The sequence below is a fragment of the Butyrivibrio sp. genome (assembly GCF_017635265.1).
Taxonomy (GTDB): domain Bacteria; phylum Bacillota; class Clostridia; order Lachnospirales; family Lachnospiraceae; genus Butyrivibrio.
The window spans coordinates 22,685-39,177 of record NZ_JAGBLU010000132.1; the positions used below are offsets into that span (position 1 = coordinate 22,685).

The window sequence follows — 16,493 nt, forward strand, 5'->3', positions numbered from 1 at the left end:
AAATAATAAAAAAGATTTTAAGCCGGTGTCAGCACATAAGAGGCGTATACAAGGAGGATAGTCATGGTCATTGCAAATGGTAAGGTTTTTAAAGATAATGCAGGATTTGATGAATGTAATGTTTTTGTAAGCGGTGAAAAGATTGACAGATTATCAGAGGATAGTGCCGCAGATAATGAAGATTTCCTTGATGCCTCAGGTTGCTTTGTGATACCGGGGCTTATAGATCTTCATTTTCACGGGGCTGTTGGCGAAGATGTTTGCGACGGCACAATCGAGGGATTAAAAAGGATTTCTGAATATGAGCTCAAAAACGGGATTACTTCCATTTGTCCGGCTATGATGACTTTGCCTGAAGATGAACTTATAAAAGATATAGAAGTCGGGAAAACCTTTAGGGACGGAGAGGGCAAGGATTTTAGCTGCTTTGCGCAGCTCCTTGGCTTTAATATGGAAGGCCCCTTTATCAGTCCTGTAAAAAAAGGAGCCCAGAATGAGGAATATATAAAAAAAGCTGATGCAGAGCTTGCAGAGAAATTCATTGAAGCAGGAGACGGCCTTGTAAAGATAATAGGTCTTGCACCGGAAGAGTCTCCCAATTATGAGAGCTATATTGATGCTGTTAAAGACAAGGTTATTATTTCGTTGGCACACACTGACTCTGATTATGAAACAGCTATGAATGCTATAAAGCATGGAGCCAGTCATGTGGTGCATCTGTACAATGCAATGACAGGTCTGACCCATAGGGCGCCCGGAGTAGTGGGAGCTGCCTTTGACAGCAAAAAGGTTACCTGCGAGATAATCTGTGACGGCATACATATTGCACCTGCAGCGGTTAGAATAGCATTTAATGAAGCAGGAGCTGACAGGATGATTCTTATCAGCGATAGTATGAGAGCTACCGGTCTTGAGGATGGAATATATTCTTTAGGCGGTCTTGATGTTGAGAAAAAAGGAAGCCTTTGTACTCTGAAAGGGACAGATACAATTGCCGGCTCTGCGACCAATCTTTTTGACTGTATGGTAAATTGTCATAAAAACATGGGGATTGCACTTGAGGTGGCAATAGGAGCTGCCACATACAATCCTGCAAAGGTTCTTGGAGTAAGTGACAACCTTGGAAGCATTTCAGAGGGGAAACAGGCGGATTTATTAGTGCTTGATAAGGATTTAAAGCTTATTCATGTAATTAAAAAGGGAAAGCTGATATATTAAAAATGCTGCTGATATTGTAATAGTATTTTCACGTATATTGTGATATTATGTAAATCTGTGCGAAAAACAATTTAGGGGTTTAAAGCGATGAAAGAACGTGAAAATTTGGGGAGCAGATTGGGATTTATACTTCTGTCCGCCGGATGTGCAATAGGCATTGGAAATGTGTGGCGATTCCCATATATGGTTGGAGAAAATGGCGGAGGAATATTTGTTTTATTCTATGTGTTGTTTTTATTGATCCTTGGAGTGCCGATCATGACTATGGAGTACTCCATGGGAAGAGCTTCCAGAAAGAGTATAATGCCGGCCTACAAAATGCTTGAAAAAACAGGAACCAAATGGCATTTGGTGGGATATATGGCTATGGCAGGCAATTACATCCTGCTTATGTTTTATTCGGTAGTTTCCGGATGGATGCTCAGATACTTTGTTTTAATGGTGACAGGTGGCTTTGATAAGGCTTCTACAAGCGATGTAAAGAGCATCTATCAGAGCATGATGGATAATCCTCTTGTAATGATATTCTACATGGTGATCACTATGGTCATTACAGTAATTGTATGCTCGCTGGGACTACAGAACGGCGTGGAGAAGGTTACCAAAATAATGATGATAGCACTTATTTGTATCATGATTGTTTTGGGAATCAATTCAATTGTTCTTCCGGGGGCAAGTGAAGGAATATCTTTTTATCTAAAGCCCAATATGGACAATGTCAGAAATGTAGGAATCGGAAAAGTTTTATATGCTGCACTGAATCAGAGCTTTTTTACACTCAGCCTTGGAATAGGCAGTATGGAAATTTTTGGCAGCTACATTGCCAAGGAAAGAAGTCTTGCCGGTGAAGCGATACTTGTTGCGGGACTTGACACTTTTGTAGCTGTAGTAGCAGGCTTTATTACTATTCCGGCATGCTTTGCCTATGGGGTTGCACCTGACAGCGGACCAAGTCTTATATTTCTTACTCTGCCCAACGTGTTTGTATCTCTTCCGGCAGGAAGGATATGGGGGAGCCTGTTCTTTTTATTTATGTACTTTGCGGCACTTTCAACTATGATTGGTGTTTTTGAAAATGATGTTAGTTTTCTCATTGATATACATGGTATGCACAGGAAAAAAGCTTCCATGATAGCAGGGATTATCATAACAGTCGGCTCCATACCATGTGCACTTGGATTTAATGTGTGGAAGTCTTTCCAACCTTTAAAGGCAGGAAATACTATTATGGATCTGGAGGATTTCATACTCAGCAATCTGATGCTTCCGATAGGGGCGCTTATATGTTGTATATTCTGTACCACAAAATACGGTTGGGGATTTGATAACTATATCAATGAAGTAAACAACGGAGAAGGACTTAAAGTAAGCAGAAAACTCAGCTGGTACTTCAAGTATGTTCTTCCGATAGTAATCGGCTTTCTCGTGATTTATGGTCTGATCACATACTTTTCGTGACAACTAGTAGAGCCTGATTTTCTTTCGGCACCCGTCCCCAAACTCCCAACTTACCGCTGCGGGGGCGATGCCATATGTGCTTTTTTCTTATCGTTTCGCGTTTTGGTGTTCATGGCATTTAATTTTCTTAATTTTAATCCTATGTCACAAAACTCGTATTCAAGCGTTTTGTACCCTTGTGCGCAGGGCAGTTTTGGCTTTGCTGATTTCGCGAAAATGCCATTTTTCTTGTGCTCATAGGCAGCTTTGTCAGCGCATGCGGAAACGATTGTCTGAGCAGGACAAAAATACAGATAAATCAGTCTTGCCCACTTTGTGGGCATATAGGCAGAAATAAAGAGGCTTTCTTCCAAGCTTTTATAAGTTTGGAAAAAGCCTCTTTTTCTGCCATAGGTGCGTAGCACCCAGACCGATTTATCTGCATTTTTGCCCTGCGAGTTTTCGTTAAAGCATGCGCATTAAAGAAAAGCTGCATGAGCACATAGAAAAGTTTCATTTTCGTGCCTGAAGCAAAACGAAACTGCCCTGCGCACAAGGGCATAAAACGCTTGAATACTCAAACATGTTGCGACAAAGCAGGATTAAAATCAAGAAAATTTAACGCTCATGGACACTTCAAAACGCTCTTAGACGCGAAAAAAGCACATATGGCATCGCCCCCGCAGCGGTAAGTTGGGAGTTTGGGAAGAAAATGAAAGAAAATCAGGCTTTGGATTTGTATAAAAGATGTTAAGGCAATAGAGGCACACTTGGTAAACTAAATAACATGCATAAGTGTTCTGAATATGGAATTGTGCTCTCAAAAGTGGTATCATTATAATGGGTTTGAAATCTGCGTAATAGCATTCCAAATATCAGTATTTTCAGGAGATATTTTATGTGGGATTTAAGCTATGCAATTCCAAGTTTGCTTTTGCTGATTCTTTTTATTGGATACTATTTCTTTTTGCCAAGAGTACCAAATAAGATGAATCGCACATTTATAATGCTTTTGCTCATAGAGGTAACTACAATTATTTTTAACCTGCTTTCGTCATGGGTAGATATGCATTATATGGATTTTTCCAAAGGCGTTGTTGAGATTATAAATTCTTTGTTCTTTTCGTTGTTTTTCTTAAGAGCTTATGTTTTCTTTTTGTTTACGACTACTGTGGTAAAGCCGGACTTTTGTAATGACATATATTTTTCAATGTTAAAACGGATTCCACTTCAGCTTAGCATAATAATGGCACTTACCAGTCCGTGGACCGGGCTTCTTTATAGTGTAGATGAAAAAGGCTATCATTCCGGTCCGTATTACAGAGTGCTTTACCTGGTTTTTTGGCTTTATATAGCCCTTTCCATTATTATTGTTTTGGGCGAAGGGAAGCATGCTCTTCAGAAAAGGGAGAGAATAAGCTTATATTGGTGTAATACGCTACTTTTTATCGGGACTATATTCCGACTGCTCGCTCCACGAGTACTCATGATGAATACCTTTTGTGTACTGGCAGTGACTATATTGTATCTCTCGTTCGAAAACCCTGATTTTTATCTTGAAAAACGGTCACGAATATTTAACAGCAGAGCACTAAGGCAATACCTTGAAGAAATCAATGGAGTAAAACCATACAAGATTTTGGCATTTGCTATCCATAACTATCGGGATATCAGGCAAATATACGGTGCGAGGCAGATGGATGCCGGCATTGATATGATAGGTTCGTTTTTAATAGAAAGCTTCCCTAAAATGGAAATTTTTTATTACAGAAGCGGACGTTTTGTGATCCTTGACGGAGATGATCTGGAGCTTGACCTTGATACGATGAAGGAAAAGATTCAAAAACGTTTTGATAGTCCCTGGAATGCTCCTGATGCAGAGCTTTTTCTTGATGTCAGTATGGTTTATATTGATCTGGGCAATCATATAAAAAGCGCTGATACAGTTTTTAATATTCTTGCAGAAAGCCTTGAAAAAGTTGCGAATGCCGGGAGTGAAGATTTTATTGCAATAGATGGAAGAGATGTTATCAGCAGTGAAAAAGAAACGCTTATAAAAAGAAATCTGGAAAAAGCAATAGAGCAAAACCTTGTGGAAGCATTTTTACAGCCGATTGTAGATGCCAAAAACCATAAAATAATCGGAGCTGAGGCCCTTGCAAGGATAAGAGATGATGAGGGCAATATTATTCCACCAGGAAGTTTTATCCCAATAGCGGAGCGCAATGGAAGAATAAATCAGCTTGGAGAACAGGTTCTTGACAGGGTTTGTAATTTTATCTCACAAAATGATTTGAGTAAGCTAGGAGTGAATTGGATTAATGTGAACCTCTCGCCTATTCAGTTCATGAGGCAGAATCTTGATGAGCAGCTGGCATCAATCATTGCGAAGACCGGGATTAATCCCAAATATATCCATTTGGAAGTAACGGAGGAATCGCTGATAGATGAAACACTGCTTCTTAAGCAAATTGAGAATATACAAAAGAGCGGATTCTATTTTGTACTTGATGATTACGGAAAGGGATATTCTAATCTCGCAAGGCTGAGGAAGTGCCCTTTTATCAATGTAAAGATTGATATGAGCCTTGTGTGGGAATATTCCAAACATCCCGATGAGATGCTTCCCAATATGATTTCTACATTTAAAAATCTTGGCTTTAGTATTACGGCAGAAGGCATTGAAGATGAGAATATGGCATGGATGATGGCAGAAATTGGTTGCGATTACCTGCAGGGCTTTTATTTCTCAAAAGCTCTTACAATGGATGAATTTGTAGAAAAATATTCATAGAAATATGATAAAATTATATAGTCAGCTAAAAGAGCTGTCCTTTAAAAGGACGGCTCTTATTCTTGAGAGGTATTTTTCTATGAAAAAAGGTTTGGTAATGGAAGGCGGCGCTATGCGTGGAATGTTTACGTGTGGCGTTTTGGATGTCCTTATGGAAAACGGGATATCTTTTGACGGAGCTGTAGGGGTATCTGCGGGAGCAACCTTTGGATGTAATATTAAGTCCGGGCAGATAGGAAGAGCTTTAAGATACAATAAAAAGTATTGCACAGACTATAGATATCACAGTATAAGGTCTTTGATAACTACCGGAGATATTTACAATGTTTCTTTTTGTTATGATGAGCTTCCCTATAAGCTGGATAAATGGGACATTGATGTTTTTAAGAACAATCCGATGGAGTTTTACTGTGTTGCAACAGATATAAACACGGGAAAGGCTGTCTATCACAAGTGTGAGACCGGCGAGAAAAGCGATATTGTGTGGATACAGGCGTCTGCTTCGATGCCTTTGGTATCAAGACCTGTAGAGATTGATGGCGGATTATATCTGGATGGTGGAATATCCGATTCAATCCCCCTTAAGTTCATGGAAGGTCTTGGGTATGACAAAATCCTTGTAATAGAAACTCAGCCAAGAGATTATGTCAAGGAAAAACAAAAATACATGCCACTTGTCAGATTGATGCTGAGAAAATATCCAAACATGATAAAGTGCATGGAAGAGAGATACCTCATGTACAATGAGGAAAAGAGATATATCCGGGAAAAAGAGGAAAGGGGCGAGATTGAAGTCATAAGACCATTAAAGCCGCTCAATGTCAGTCCTGTTGAGAAAAATCCCGATGAACTTGAAAGAGTATATCAGCTTGGAAGAGAAGCTGCTCTAAAATACTTAAACAGATAAATGGAGCATGATATCGTCCGGGGCGTCTTTTGACGAGTTACGGTATCAGCATCCGGATGGATTTAGATAGATTTTAAACTTGTGTTACTGGAGGAGATTATTTGGCTATGGATGAGAGATATAATCCTTTGTTTACAAAATGGAAGATAGGAAATGTTGAGATTAAGAACCGCATTGTTCTGACTTCTATGGGCGGAACGGATTTATTTGGATGGATGGAAAAAAACCACTTTGATAAAGCCGGTGCCGATTTCATTATGGAAGTTGCCAAAAATAATGCAGGACTTGTACTTCCGGGATGCCAGCCGGTGTACAATCCTATGTTTGGACAGTGGCTCTACAGCAATAAAAAAATGTATCAGGAACTGGCGCAGTGGATGCCAAAGCTCCATGAGACGGGAGCCAAGCTTTTTGTGCAGCTTACAGCAGGCTTTGGAAGATCTTTTACCGTTAGTTCCATGATGGAAACTTTATATAACAATAAGGCTTTAAGAGTATTGTCCAAGCCTTTCATGGATCTTGACAAGATAACTGCCTCGGCAAGTCCGTCACCTAACAGATGGTCAGACAAGCTCCCTTCAAGAGCACTTACCGTAGATGAGATAAAAGAATATGTATCAGCCTTTGGAAAGACTGCTAAGCTTTTAATGGATGCAGGAGTGGATGGAGTAGAGGTTCATGCAGTTCATGAGGGGTATCTTCTTGATCAGTTTACCCTTCCCTATGTAAACAAAAGAACTGACGAATATGGCGGAAGCTTTGAGAACAGATACAGATTTGCCGTGGATATTGTAAAAGAAATCAAGAAAGTCTGTGGAAAAGACTTCCCGGTTTCACTCCGCTATAGTGTAGTTTCCAAGACAAAAGGCTTTAGAGAAGGCGCTCTTCCCGGAGAAGATTATGTAGAGGCAGGAAGAGATTTTGAAGAATCTAAAAAAGCTGCAAAGTATCTTCAGGACGCAGGATACGATATGCTAAACTGCGACAACGGCACTTATGATGCCTGGTATTGGGCGCACCCGCCAATCTACATGCCTGAAAACTGCAACTTAAGTGATGTAGAGAATTTGAAAGAATATGTGGATATTCCGGTTGTATGTGCAGGAAGACTTGACCCTAAAGTAGCAGCAGATTCCATAAAAAACGGAAAACTTGATGGCGCGGGATTTGCAAGACCGTTCCTTGCTGATCCTGAGTGGGTTACAAAGCTAATGGCAGGCAATGAAGATGATATAAGACCATGTATTTTGTGTCACAATGGATGCTTTAACATGTGCCACTACAAGGGCGTTCCCAATGATCAGAAACTTTCTGATTCCCTGCATCTTGCCAGATGTGCCGTTAATGCAGAGACAATGCAGAAGGATAAGCACCATATAAAACCTACCAGGCACCCTAAAAAGGTTTATATCGTAGGCGGCGGAATAGGTGGAATGGAAGCTGCAAGAGTTCTTAAGTTAAGAGGTCATGAACCTGTCATATATGAAAAGAATGACAGACTTGGCGGAACATTTATTGCAGCCAGCGCAGAATCCTACAAGGGTAAGCTGAGGGATCTTTTGACATGGTATATCAGAAAAATAGATGAACTTGGAATTGAAGTTCATTTGAAAGAAGAGATAACCGATCTGAAAAAATTTGGAAAAAGCGATATTCTTATTGCCACAGGTTCAAAGCCAAGGATATTAAAAAGTATCCCGGGTCATGAGAAGATGATAGAAGCCTGCGAATTCCTTACAGGGAAGGAAGTTGGAGAAACTGTAGCAGTAATTGGCGGAGGCCTTACAGGATGTGAGATTGCATATGAACTGGCACTTCAGGGGAAAAAGCCTGTTATCGTTGAAATGAAAGACGATCTGATTTCCCAAACGGGAGTTTGCCTTGCCAACAGTTCATACTTAAGAGAGTGGTTTGCACTTCATAAAGTTCCGGTTTATCTCGAAACAGGGTTAAAAGAGGTGAAGGATGGAAGTATTATCTGCAAAACAAAAGACGGAAAAGAAATAGAGATTGAATGTGACAGCGTTATAAGCTCGGCAGGTTACATTCCGGCACCGTTGATTAAGGACAGCGACAGAACCAGCAATATTGATTTTATAGGTGACTGTAAACAGATAGGTAATCTACGAAGTGTTATCTGGAGAGCCTACGAAGTTGCCATGAGAATCTGAGTTAATTATAAACCTCTTGTTTTGATAACAAGGGGTTTATTAAAATTTAACATAAATTTAAGTGAAAAATTGATAACTACCAGAGGTTTTTTTCCATGAAAATGTTAAAATAATAATGGTGCCTTAAGAAAATATTATTCAAGGAGAGTCTCTATGAAAACCTTTTATGGAAAAAATATTCAAGGAAGCGTTTCGGAAGCTGTAAATGGGCTTGTATCACCTAAACTCATTATGATGATGAGCAATGCTGACAAGTTTGAGGCAAATGTAGAAACATTGGAGAAGCTCTATCCCGGAGTTCCAAGTATTGGATGCGTTGCCATGGGATACGATACATCGGTTGTTGAAAATGGTGTTGCAATCACTGCGTTTACTGACGGAGTGACTGTTAAGACCGGCGTTTTGGAGAATGTATCAAAAGCACCTGCCAGATACATAGGAAGAATCAAAAAGGATGTTGAAGAGGTAAGACCGGGCAAAGATAATACAGCAATCATTGATTTTTGCTCAGCTAATGATGCTGCGGTTTTGACAACACTTTCTTCACTTGTGGAAAAATACAATCTTCAGGTTATGGGAGCTACAGGAGATGCCGGCAAAGTATCTGTAAATGGCAAGATATATGAAGATGGTATGGCCTATGCCGTAGTAAAGAATAATGGCGGCAAGGTAAAGACGTATAAGGAAAATATTTATGCTCCAAGGGATAATACCCAGCTTATTGCATCCAAAACGGATAAGAGTAAGTACTATCTTGGTGAGCTGAACGGACGTCCTGCCAAGCAGGTATATATTGAACTTACGGGAGCGCCTGAGTCAGACGTTGTAAATCAGACCTTCAAAAATCCTTTTGGTAAGATGATAGGTGATGATGTCTGCATTGTTTCACTTAAGGATGTATCCGGAAATGGTCTTATTTTATACAGACAGATAAACGACTCGGATATTCTTACAATCCTTGAAATGCGCGATCCATCGGAAGTGGCGCAGGCAACCATTAATAAGATAAAAAATGATTTTAGTCATGTATCGGCTATCTTTTCGGTAAATTGCATATTTAGATACCTTGTATTTGAGGACAGAGGCGGTCTTTCCAAATACCTTGAAAGGATTGGAACCCTCGGAACTTCATGTGGACTTGTAGGATTTGGCGAACACTATAATACGCAGTTTGTTAATCAGACCATGACATGTGTGGTATTTGAATAAGGGGGACTATAAATATGTTTGAAATGTTTGGTAAAAAGAAAAACGAAGAGATTAACGTAAATACTGATAAAATTGCCGAAGAAAAAGAGAAGATGGCGGAAAAGATGGACTCTTTGGTTTACATTGCTAATTCCATCAAGTCATTCCAAAAAGATCTTGTTCAGAATGAAGTTAATTCCCTGACTGAGATTCACGATATGGGTGATGCTATCGGAGATGTTATTGAGAGCAATGGAAAACTTAGAGAGAGAATGGAGCTCTTTAACGAAAAATTTGCTGAAGTTAATCAAAGTGCATCCAAATTTGAAGATGTTAAGATCAATATTTTAAACAGTGTGCAGAATGCGCAGGATAAGGTTGATGAGCTTAAAAGTAATTCCAATGAAGTAAGAGCAAGCTTTGATGATATGGCTTTAGGCTTTGAAAACTTCAAGCAGTCTGTTGAACAGATTTCAGATTACATGAAGAAAATCATCAGTATTGCATCTCAGACAAATCTTCTGGCTCTTAATGCATCAATTGAAGCTGCAAGGGCAGGAGCTGCAGGTAAGGGATTTGCGGTAGTTGCAACTGAGGTCAGAGAGCTTGCGGATGAGATTAAAGTCATGATTGATCAGGTTAATGCTTCTATCGACAACGCGGGCATGGAGAGTGAAAAAATATCTGTTCTTATGGAAAATTCCATAGCTGCTATGGATAAGTCTTTGCAGGGCGTTGAAGAAACAAGGGAAACTTTTGATGAAATCATTCAGAGTACAGATGGAGCCAATGCAGTTCAGCAGGAAATTTCCGACACAGCTGACGCGGCTTCTGACGAATTAAATCAGATTGGTTCAAATTTTGATGATATCAACAGAAAGTACGATGCTCTTGTTAATCAGCTTGAAAGAGTTAATCAGCTCGGTACCACGAAGAGCAGCGTATTTGAACATATAGACAATCTGGTTTCGCAGATTGAACCGATTGCAAAATATTAAATTAAGCGCTGATGTATCAGTTATTAAAGGCTGGGAACTAAAGAGAAGTTAACGGTCATAAGATATTTTCCCCACGGGCAATTGTCTGTGGGGATTTTTTACGACTTCTTTGTAATCAAAAATGGAAATATGATAATATTGAGGGTATGGAGAATGTTTAGTTTCATAAAGGGGATAGTAATATGAGTAACAGACTAAAAGAATTATTGGAGATGGCATCAGTTTACAGAATGCCTAAAAGCAGAGTGATCAGGTACATTTACATTCCTGAAATTATCAGTATGCTAAAGGGGAACAGAAAATGATAATTGAAGTAAAAGATGTATCCAAGGCATACGATGGTAAGACAGTTCTTAAAAATTTCAGCCTGAATATTGAAGACGAACATAATTATATTATTACGGGAAAAGAAGGAAGTGGAAAGACTACACTTTTAAGACTTATTTTGGGGCTTGAAAAACCGGATTCCGGAAAAGTAGGGCTTCTTGGTGATTATAAATATCCATATATAAATGCAGGGGTGGTTTTTCAACAGGACAGGCTTTGTGAAGGATTTTCTGCGGTGGATAACTGTGCTATGGTCAGTAAGAAAGTTTTCAGAGAAACTGTCCGTGAGGAGCTTTTAAAGCTTTTGCCTTCAGAGAAGCTGGATATTCCTGTAAGTAAATTAAATAAAGCAGAAAGACGCATGGTATGTATCGCTCGCGCATGCTGTATTCCCAGTGATGTACTGATTATGGATGAGCCATTTGACGGACTTGAATCAGATGATGTAAAAAAAGCAGTTTCTTTTGTCAAAGATAAGAGGGGATCGGGCTCCCTTGTTATAGCAGCAAAAGATACGTCACAGCTTGATTTTGGACGAATTATAGATTTAAGCCTCTGATTATTAAACAATTGAAAATCATTTAATAAAAAATCAGATTAGATGAGGAGATTTAATATAGTGAAGAAAAAGAAAGATTTATTTTCTTATATATTTATAATACTGGGAGCAATAATGGCCAGCTTCTCGGTAGCTCTGATTCTGCTTCCAAATGATGCCATAGATTACGGAACCGCAGGTGTTGCAATCATAATAAGTAAGCTCACGGGATTTCAGTTGTCAATTTGCGTGATTGCCGTTTTTATTCCGTTTATTATTGCAGGATTTGTTTTTCTTGGGAAAAGATTTACTTTAAAAGCAGCGATTGGATCGGTTGTTTATACTTTGGGACTTGAATTTTTTGAAGAAATTCCCTTTGAACTAAACACAGAACACTTTTTGGCGGTTGCCTTCGGAGGAGCGATTCTCGGAGCCGGGCTTTCGCTTATTCTAAGGAGCGGCGGATGTATTGACGGATCAGAGATTTTAGCCAATATCATCGTAAAAAAGCTTTCTGATAAAACCGGACGAAACTACAGTATGACGCCGGTGCTCCTTGTTTTCAATGCACTGGTGTATCTGACAGTCTTTTTTGTAATAGATGTAACTGCAGCACTTTTAAGCCTTCTTGTTTATGTGGTTGCAACAATGGTTATCGATCATTATACTGACAATTTCGAAGCTATCAAGCAGGTTACGATAATCACTCAGGATCCGGACGGAATAATAAAAGACATAAAGGACAGATTAAACAAGACCTGTACCATTATGGATACAAGAGGTGCGATTGCCGGAGAGAACAATACGCTTATCTGCTACATCAGCTATTTTGAACTGCCGATCATGAAGGAAATCATTTCAATACACTCCGGCAGTTTTAGTACGGTGTCCACCATAGATGAAATTCTTAGATAATGAATAATCAATTTCGACGGAATGCCTTGCGGTAGGCAAGAGGGAGCAACCCTTTTGAGCTACTGAAAAGTTCTGCAAAATGCTCCGGAGAAGGTTAACATAATATATAAATCTGCCGATAAATAAGATGAAAGCTGTAATAGACCTTTTTTGATGACACAGGGAGGTGTTTCATGAGAATACAGCAGAACATGGGTATGCAACAAGCCTTATGCACTTCGTCTTATGCGGTGAGAAAAAAGGATGTTTCTTCACCACTTTCAAAATTTACGGATAAAATAACAGAGGATGATAAGCCTGCTATATCTCAGCAGATGAGGCAGATGATAAGAGACCTTAAACAGGAACAGTATAAAAATGCCGAGTCAAAGAATCAGACAGATGGCTTTTCAAAACTGTCAGGAACCCCCGATGCCGCAGAGGAAGAAGAAATTGTTAATTCCGAGAAGTATAATTACAAAAAAGTGGCAACAAAGATCCGTCAAGCCAAGACATCTATCAGCGCAGGTCAGGCTGTTCTTGCTGCTAAAAGAGAAACCTTAAAGCTAAAAAGAAAAATAGCATCCGGTTCAGGAGATGCCAAAGAGCTTCAGATTGCCCTTACTCATGCTAAACGCATGGAAATGGTGGCAAGAAAAAAGAAGCACCATCTTGAGCTTGAAGAGCTTGTTGAGAATACACAAAAAAGGGACGAAAAACTTGACGGACAGAAAAGTGCTTTAGTGCAGATGCAAAGTGCTGTTGTCTCTGCCGAAGAAGAAAAGATTACAGAGAAAGAAGATGCTATATTTGATGCGCGGGAAGAAATGCTGAATCAGGCTCTTGAGCAGATGCAGGAAGGAAGTGTTTCTTTTTCTGAAGAGGAATTAAGAAATCTTAATGAGATGATCGCAGAGTTTGGAGAAGAGCAGCTCAAAGAACTGGAAGAAGTCATGGAGATGATGGAAACCATGGAAGTGGTAGATCCTCATATGAGTAAAGAAGACCTTGAGGAGCTCAAAAGGAAACACCGCGCATCGGAAGATAAGGCGATCATGAAAGCAAATATGGAATATCTTAAAGATATGATAAAGCATGAATTATCTAAAAATGCTTCCATGCCAGGGATGGGAAGCACAGGAGCTTCACTTACAGCATCCTTTAGCATGCCGCAGGGAATGGGGGCAGGTGCAGGGATTCCTGCTTTACAGGCATCAGTTCCATCAATAGATGTGGGAACAGGAGCGGGGGCTTCATCAATAGATATTCAGGTTTAAGTTACAGGAGAGTTTCTGACAATTGATATTGTGATATTATAGGCATATACAGAAAATGTTTTGTATATGCCTTTTTCTGTATCAAGGCAACTATGAATTTTGTGTATAAATAAAAAAAGAGGGGATAAAGGAAATGATAGTTGAAGGAAAACATATCTACATATATGGAGAAAAAGGAAAAAAAGTTCCCCTTGTGATTACCAATACATTCCAGGGAAATGGAAGCAGTATTTACAACGAGCTATGTTCTATGACAGATAAAAAAGTAAATCTGGCTGTAATAAGCGATATAAACTGGGATGATGAAATGTCACCGTGGGAATGTCCGCCTCTAAGTAAAAATGACAGTCCCTGCACAGGTGGTGCGGATAAATATCTAAAGAAGCTGACTGACAGCATAATACCGGCAATAAAAAATGACGTTGGCACTGAACCTGAATATATTGGCATAGCCGGTTATTCTCTGGCGGGACTGTTTGCCATCTATAGCCTTTATAAAACGGATATATTTTCAAGAGCCGTAAGTGCCTCCGGTTCCATGTGGTTTCCGGATTTTGTCGAATACACACAAAAAAATGACTTTTCCAAAAAGCCCGATAAAGTCTATTTTTCCCTTGGTGATAAAGAGGCGCATACAAGGCATAAGCTGCTTGGCACAGTAGAAGACAAAACCCATGAAATTTATGAACAATTCAAAGCCAAAGGTATAAATGCAATTTTTGAAATGAATCCCGGCAATCACTTTAAGGATGCGGATATCAGGCTTGCCAAAGGTATTGCTTGGATTTTGTAAACATGCATTCTTATGATAGACATGCCTACAGTCAAATGCTGTTGTTTAATATGTTGAAATATGAACAACAGGTCTTTTTTTATTTCTTTAATGGTAATTTTCTATATATGAGCAGGTCTCTTATAGAAAAGAACAGGCACACAATACCCATAATGTAGTACCAGGGATTTTCTGCAGGTGAGAAGAAAATCTTTCCTCATTTAGAGATGCCTTTAAGGCAACTATCAGCCAGCTGGTGAGGGTTGACCTTAAAAATGACAGCTCATATTCAAAAGAACAGCAGCTTGTTTTAAGTGATCTTACAGCCGTATGTATAGCGTATGCATATCTTGACTGGCTGGCAGGAGAGTACGGGCAGGCGCAGCTCACTGATGTCATAGACATTACCAAAGGGATATTAAAAGATACGCTGGCTCATGTTGTCTATGTAAAGGAAAGTAAGGCATAGTTTACCGGTAGTGAGCGGGAGAAAAATAAGAACATCTTGCTTTGTTACATCTCTATTATTCAATAGTAGAGATATTCTATAAAATGTGGTAATATACTCTATGTTTTGGGCACCATAAATTGTTGCGTAAAATCTATTGCCTTGAAATAAGAATCCCGTATTTACGGGGAATTGGAGAAATAATATGAAACTCGGAATCGAAGTTCGATAGGGTTTTCATAAAAATCGATGTATTTGATATGAAAGTCGATAAAACCCTATGTTTACAGGACTTCGAGAATGCTTAACTTCATGTATCTTGATGTAACTATTATAAAAGCCGATGTTAAAATGGCGTAAAAATGGTGTAAAGTGTAACTACCACTGAACTCAATACAACGAAAATAATGCCTGTTGGAGATTTAATCTTCAGCAGGCTTTTTGTATAATTGAAGCTAGTTGAGTGTTGCTCAGAATATTCGATTTAGGGGGCTGTTAAAGTGGAGTACACAAAATTATCTTCGTATAAATTCAAAAAGGGCAAATTTATTTCACCATGGAATGAATTTATGAATCCCGTTGATGACAATAAATCATGGACTTATGGAAGATTACCAGAGTATATATGGATAGCTTTAATATTTCATAAATATGGTAGACAAGAAGGCTTTAAAAGATTAAGCCCAATCTTATATATAATAAAGGATAAAACGTCATTAACGCATATTAGAATGTCCGATTTTTTGTTGGCTAGCGAAGCTGAAAAAGAATGTATTTTTAACGCTTTATTTGATAATGCAGGATTAGAGTGCTTGGCGCCGTTAACGGTGGTTATTACAGGCGAAATTGATTCGATGTTCGCTCTAAAGTTCACTAATAGTATGTTGATTGAGGAAAGAGTAAAGATAATTCAAGATTGCATGCAAAAGGTTATGGGGCATCAATCAAACGAAGCTACGGATATACGGTATATCCCTTTGGTATATAGTATTATCTGCGGAAAGTTGCATGTGATGAAAGAGCAAGGTGATATGCTGTTTAAGTATCAATTAGTGGAGCATTCATCTGAAGAGATGAGGATGATAAGGCCGTTGGTTCGTTCGAGCGAATTAATGCTTTTAACTATGGAAAAAGCTAATGATACTTATTTAGATGTGTTTTGGAGTGCAATTAGTGAGTTAACGGAGTGTGATTTATATATTATGGGTTTTGACAAAGAAAGAGCAGATACAAAAAAATACTATGTTTTTGTTAAAGATATATTTGGATATTTTCAGCAATTATATGAGGCTTGTGATCCTTTGGATAAAAGGATGAAAGTCCTTTTTGGTATAGCTACATATTCATTCAAAAGACTTGAAGAAGCAGAAAACCATAACCTATATAGTGTATGCTCAGCAACCGGCTGATTTTTTCAGCCGATGCTTTCGCATAAAAAATAACAACAATTGTACCTTGAAAATATCAAAATCAATTTTTGGAACAAAGAAAGCCTTAACAGGCTATCCAAGTTCATTGAGATGA

14 protein-coding genes are annotated in these 16,493 nt (G+C 38.9%); all 14 read left to right on the forward strand.

Annotated features, from left to right (window positions below; all coding sequences use genetic code 11):
* Positions 1-63 precede the first annotated feature (63 nt).
* The 14 genes from nagA (at position 64) to J6O61_RS16445 (ending at position 16,378) form a co-directional block, all read left to right on the forward strand.
* A complete protein-coding gene (gene nagA, locus J6O61_RS16380) occupies positions 64-1,218 on the forward strand; it encodes an N-acetylglucosamine-6-phosphate deacetylase (protein WP_292215344.1) in 1,155 nt (384 codons plus the stop codon).
* Between the two features lie 87 nt (positions 1,219-1,305).
* Entirely contained in the window at positions 1,306-2,676 is a 1,371-nt protein-coding gene (locus J6O61_RS16385) for a sodium-dependent transporter (RefSeq protein WP_292215345.1), read from the forward strand.
* 877 nt (positions 2,677-3,553) lie between these two features.
* Positions 3,554-5,449, forward strand: a complete 1,896-nt coding sequence (locus J6O61_RS16390) for an EAL domain-containing protein (RefSeq protein WP_292215347.1) — start codon at positions 3,554-3,556, stop codon at positions 5,447-5,449.
* Between the two features lie 79 nt (positions 5,450-5,528).
* Positions 5,529-6,356: a patatin-like phospholipase family protein gene (locus J6O61_RS16395; RefSeq protein ID WP_292215349.1), complete on the forward strand. Its 828-nt coding sequence runs from the start codon at positions 5,529-5,531 to the stop codon at positions 6,354-6,356.
* Positions 6,357-6,463: 107 nt separating this feature from the next.
* Complete coding sequence (locus tag J6O61_RS16400) at positions 6,464-8,527, forward strand: oxidoreductase (protein ID WP_292215351.1); 2,064 nt, start codon at positions 6,464-6,466, stop codon at positions 8,525-8,527.
* 153 nt (positions 8,528-8,680) lie between these two features.
* Complete coding sequence (locus J6O61_RS16405) at positions 8,681-9,736, forward strand: FIST signal transduction protein (protein ID WP_292215353.1); 1,056 nt, start codon at positions 8,681-8,683, stop codon at positions 9,734-9,736.
* 14 nt (positions 9,737-9,750) lie between these two features.
* Positions 9,751-10,713 carry a methyl-accepting chemotaxis protein gene (locus J6O61_RS16410; RefSeq protein WP_292215354.1) on the forward strand — a complete coding sequence of 321 codons (963 nt, stop codon included), beginning with the start codon at positions 9,751-9,753 and terminating at the stop codon, positions 10,711-10,713.
* A gap of 182 nt (positions 10,714-10,895) precedes the next feature.
* Positions 10,896-11,018: a hypothetical protein gene (locus J6O61_RS16415; protein WP_292215355.1), complete on the forward strand. Its 123-nt coding sequence runs from the start codon at positions 10,896-10,898 to the stop codon at positions 11,016-11,018.
* Positions 11,015-11,599, forward strand: a complete 585-nt coding sequence (locus tag J6O61_RS16420; protein ID WP_292215357.1) for an ABC transporter ATP-binding protein — start codon at positions 11,015-11,017, stop codon at positions 11,597-11,599. Before J6O61_RS16415 ends, J6O61_RS16420 begins: the two co-directional genes overlap by 4 nt.
* 60 nt (positions 11,600-11,659) lie before the next feature.
* Positions 11,660-12,493 carry a YitT family protein gene (locus J6O61_RS16425; RefSeq protein WP_292215359.1) on the forward strand — a complete coding sequence of 278 codons (834 nt, stop codon included), beginning with the start codon at positions 11,660-11,662 and terminating at the stop codon, positions 12,491-12,493.
* 173 nt (positions 12,494-12,666) lie between these two features.
* Positions 12,667-13,749 (forward strand): hypothetical protein, encoded by a 1,083-nt coding sequence (locus J6O61_RS16430; RefSeq protein ID WP_292215360.1) that lies wholly within the window; start codon positions 12,667-12,669, stop codon positions 13,747-13,749.
* Between the two features lie 133 nt (positions 13,750-13,882).
* Positions 13,883-14,542 (forward strand): alpha/beta hydrolase, encoded by a 660-nt coding sequence (locus J6O61_RS16435; protein WP_292215362.1) that lies wholly within the window; start codon positions 13,883-13,885, stop codon positions 14,540-14,542.
* A 235-nt stretch (positions 14,543-14,777) separates the two neighbouring features.
* The gene (locus tag J6O61_RS16440) at positions 14,778-14,990 is read left to right on the forward strand and encodes a hypothetical protein (RefSeq protein WP_292215364.1); all 213 of its coding nucleotides are present in this window, start codon (positions 14,778-14,780) and stop codon (positions 14,988-14,990) included.
* A 479-nt stretch (positions 14,991-15,469) separates the two neighbouring features.
* Entirely contained in the window at positions 15,470-16,378 is a 909-nt protein-coding gene (locus tag J6O61_RS16445) for a hypothetical protein (protein ID WP_292215366.1), read from the forward strand.
* Positions 16,379-16,493 lie beyond the last annotated feature (115 nt).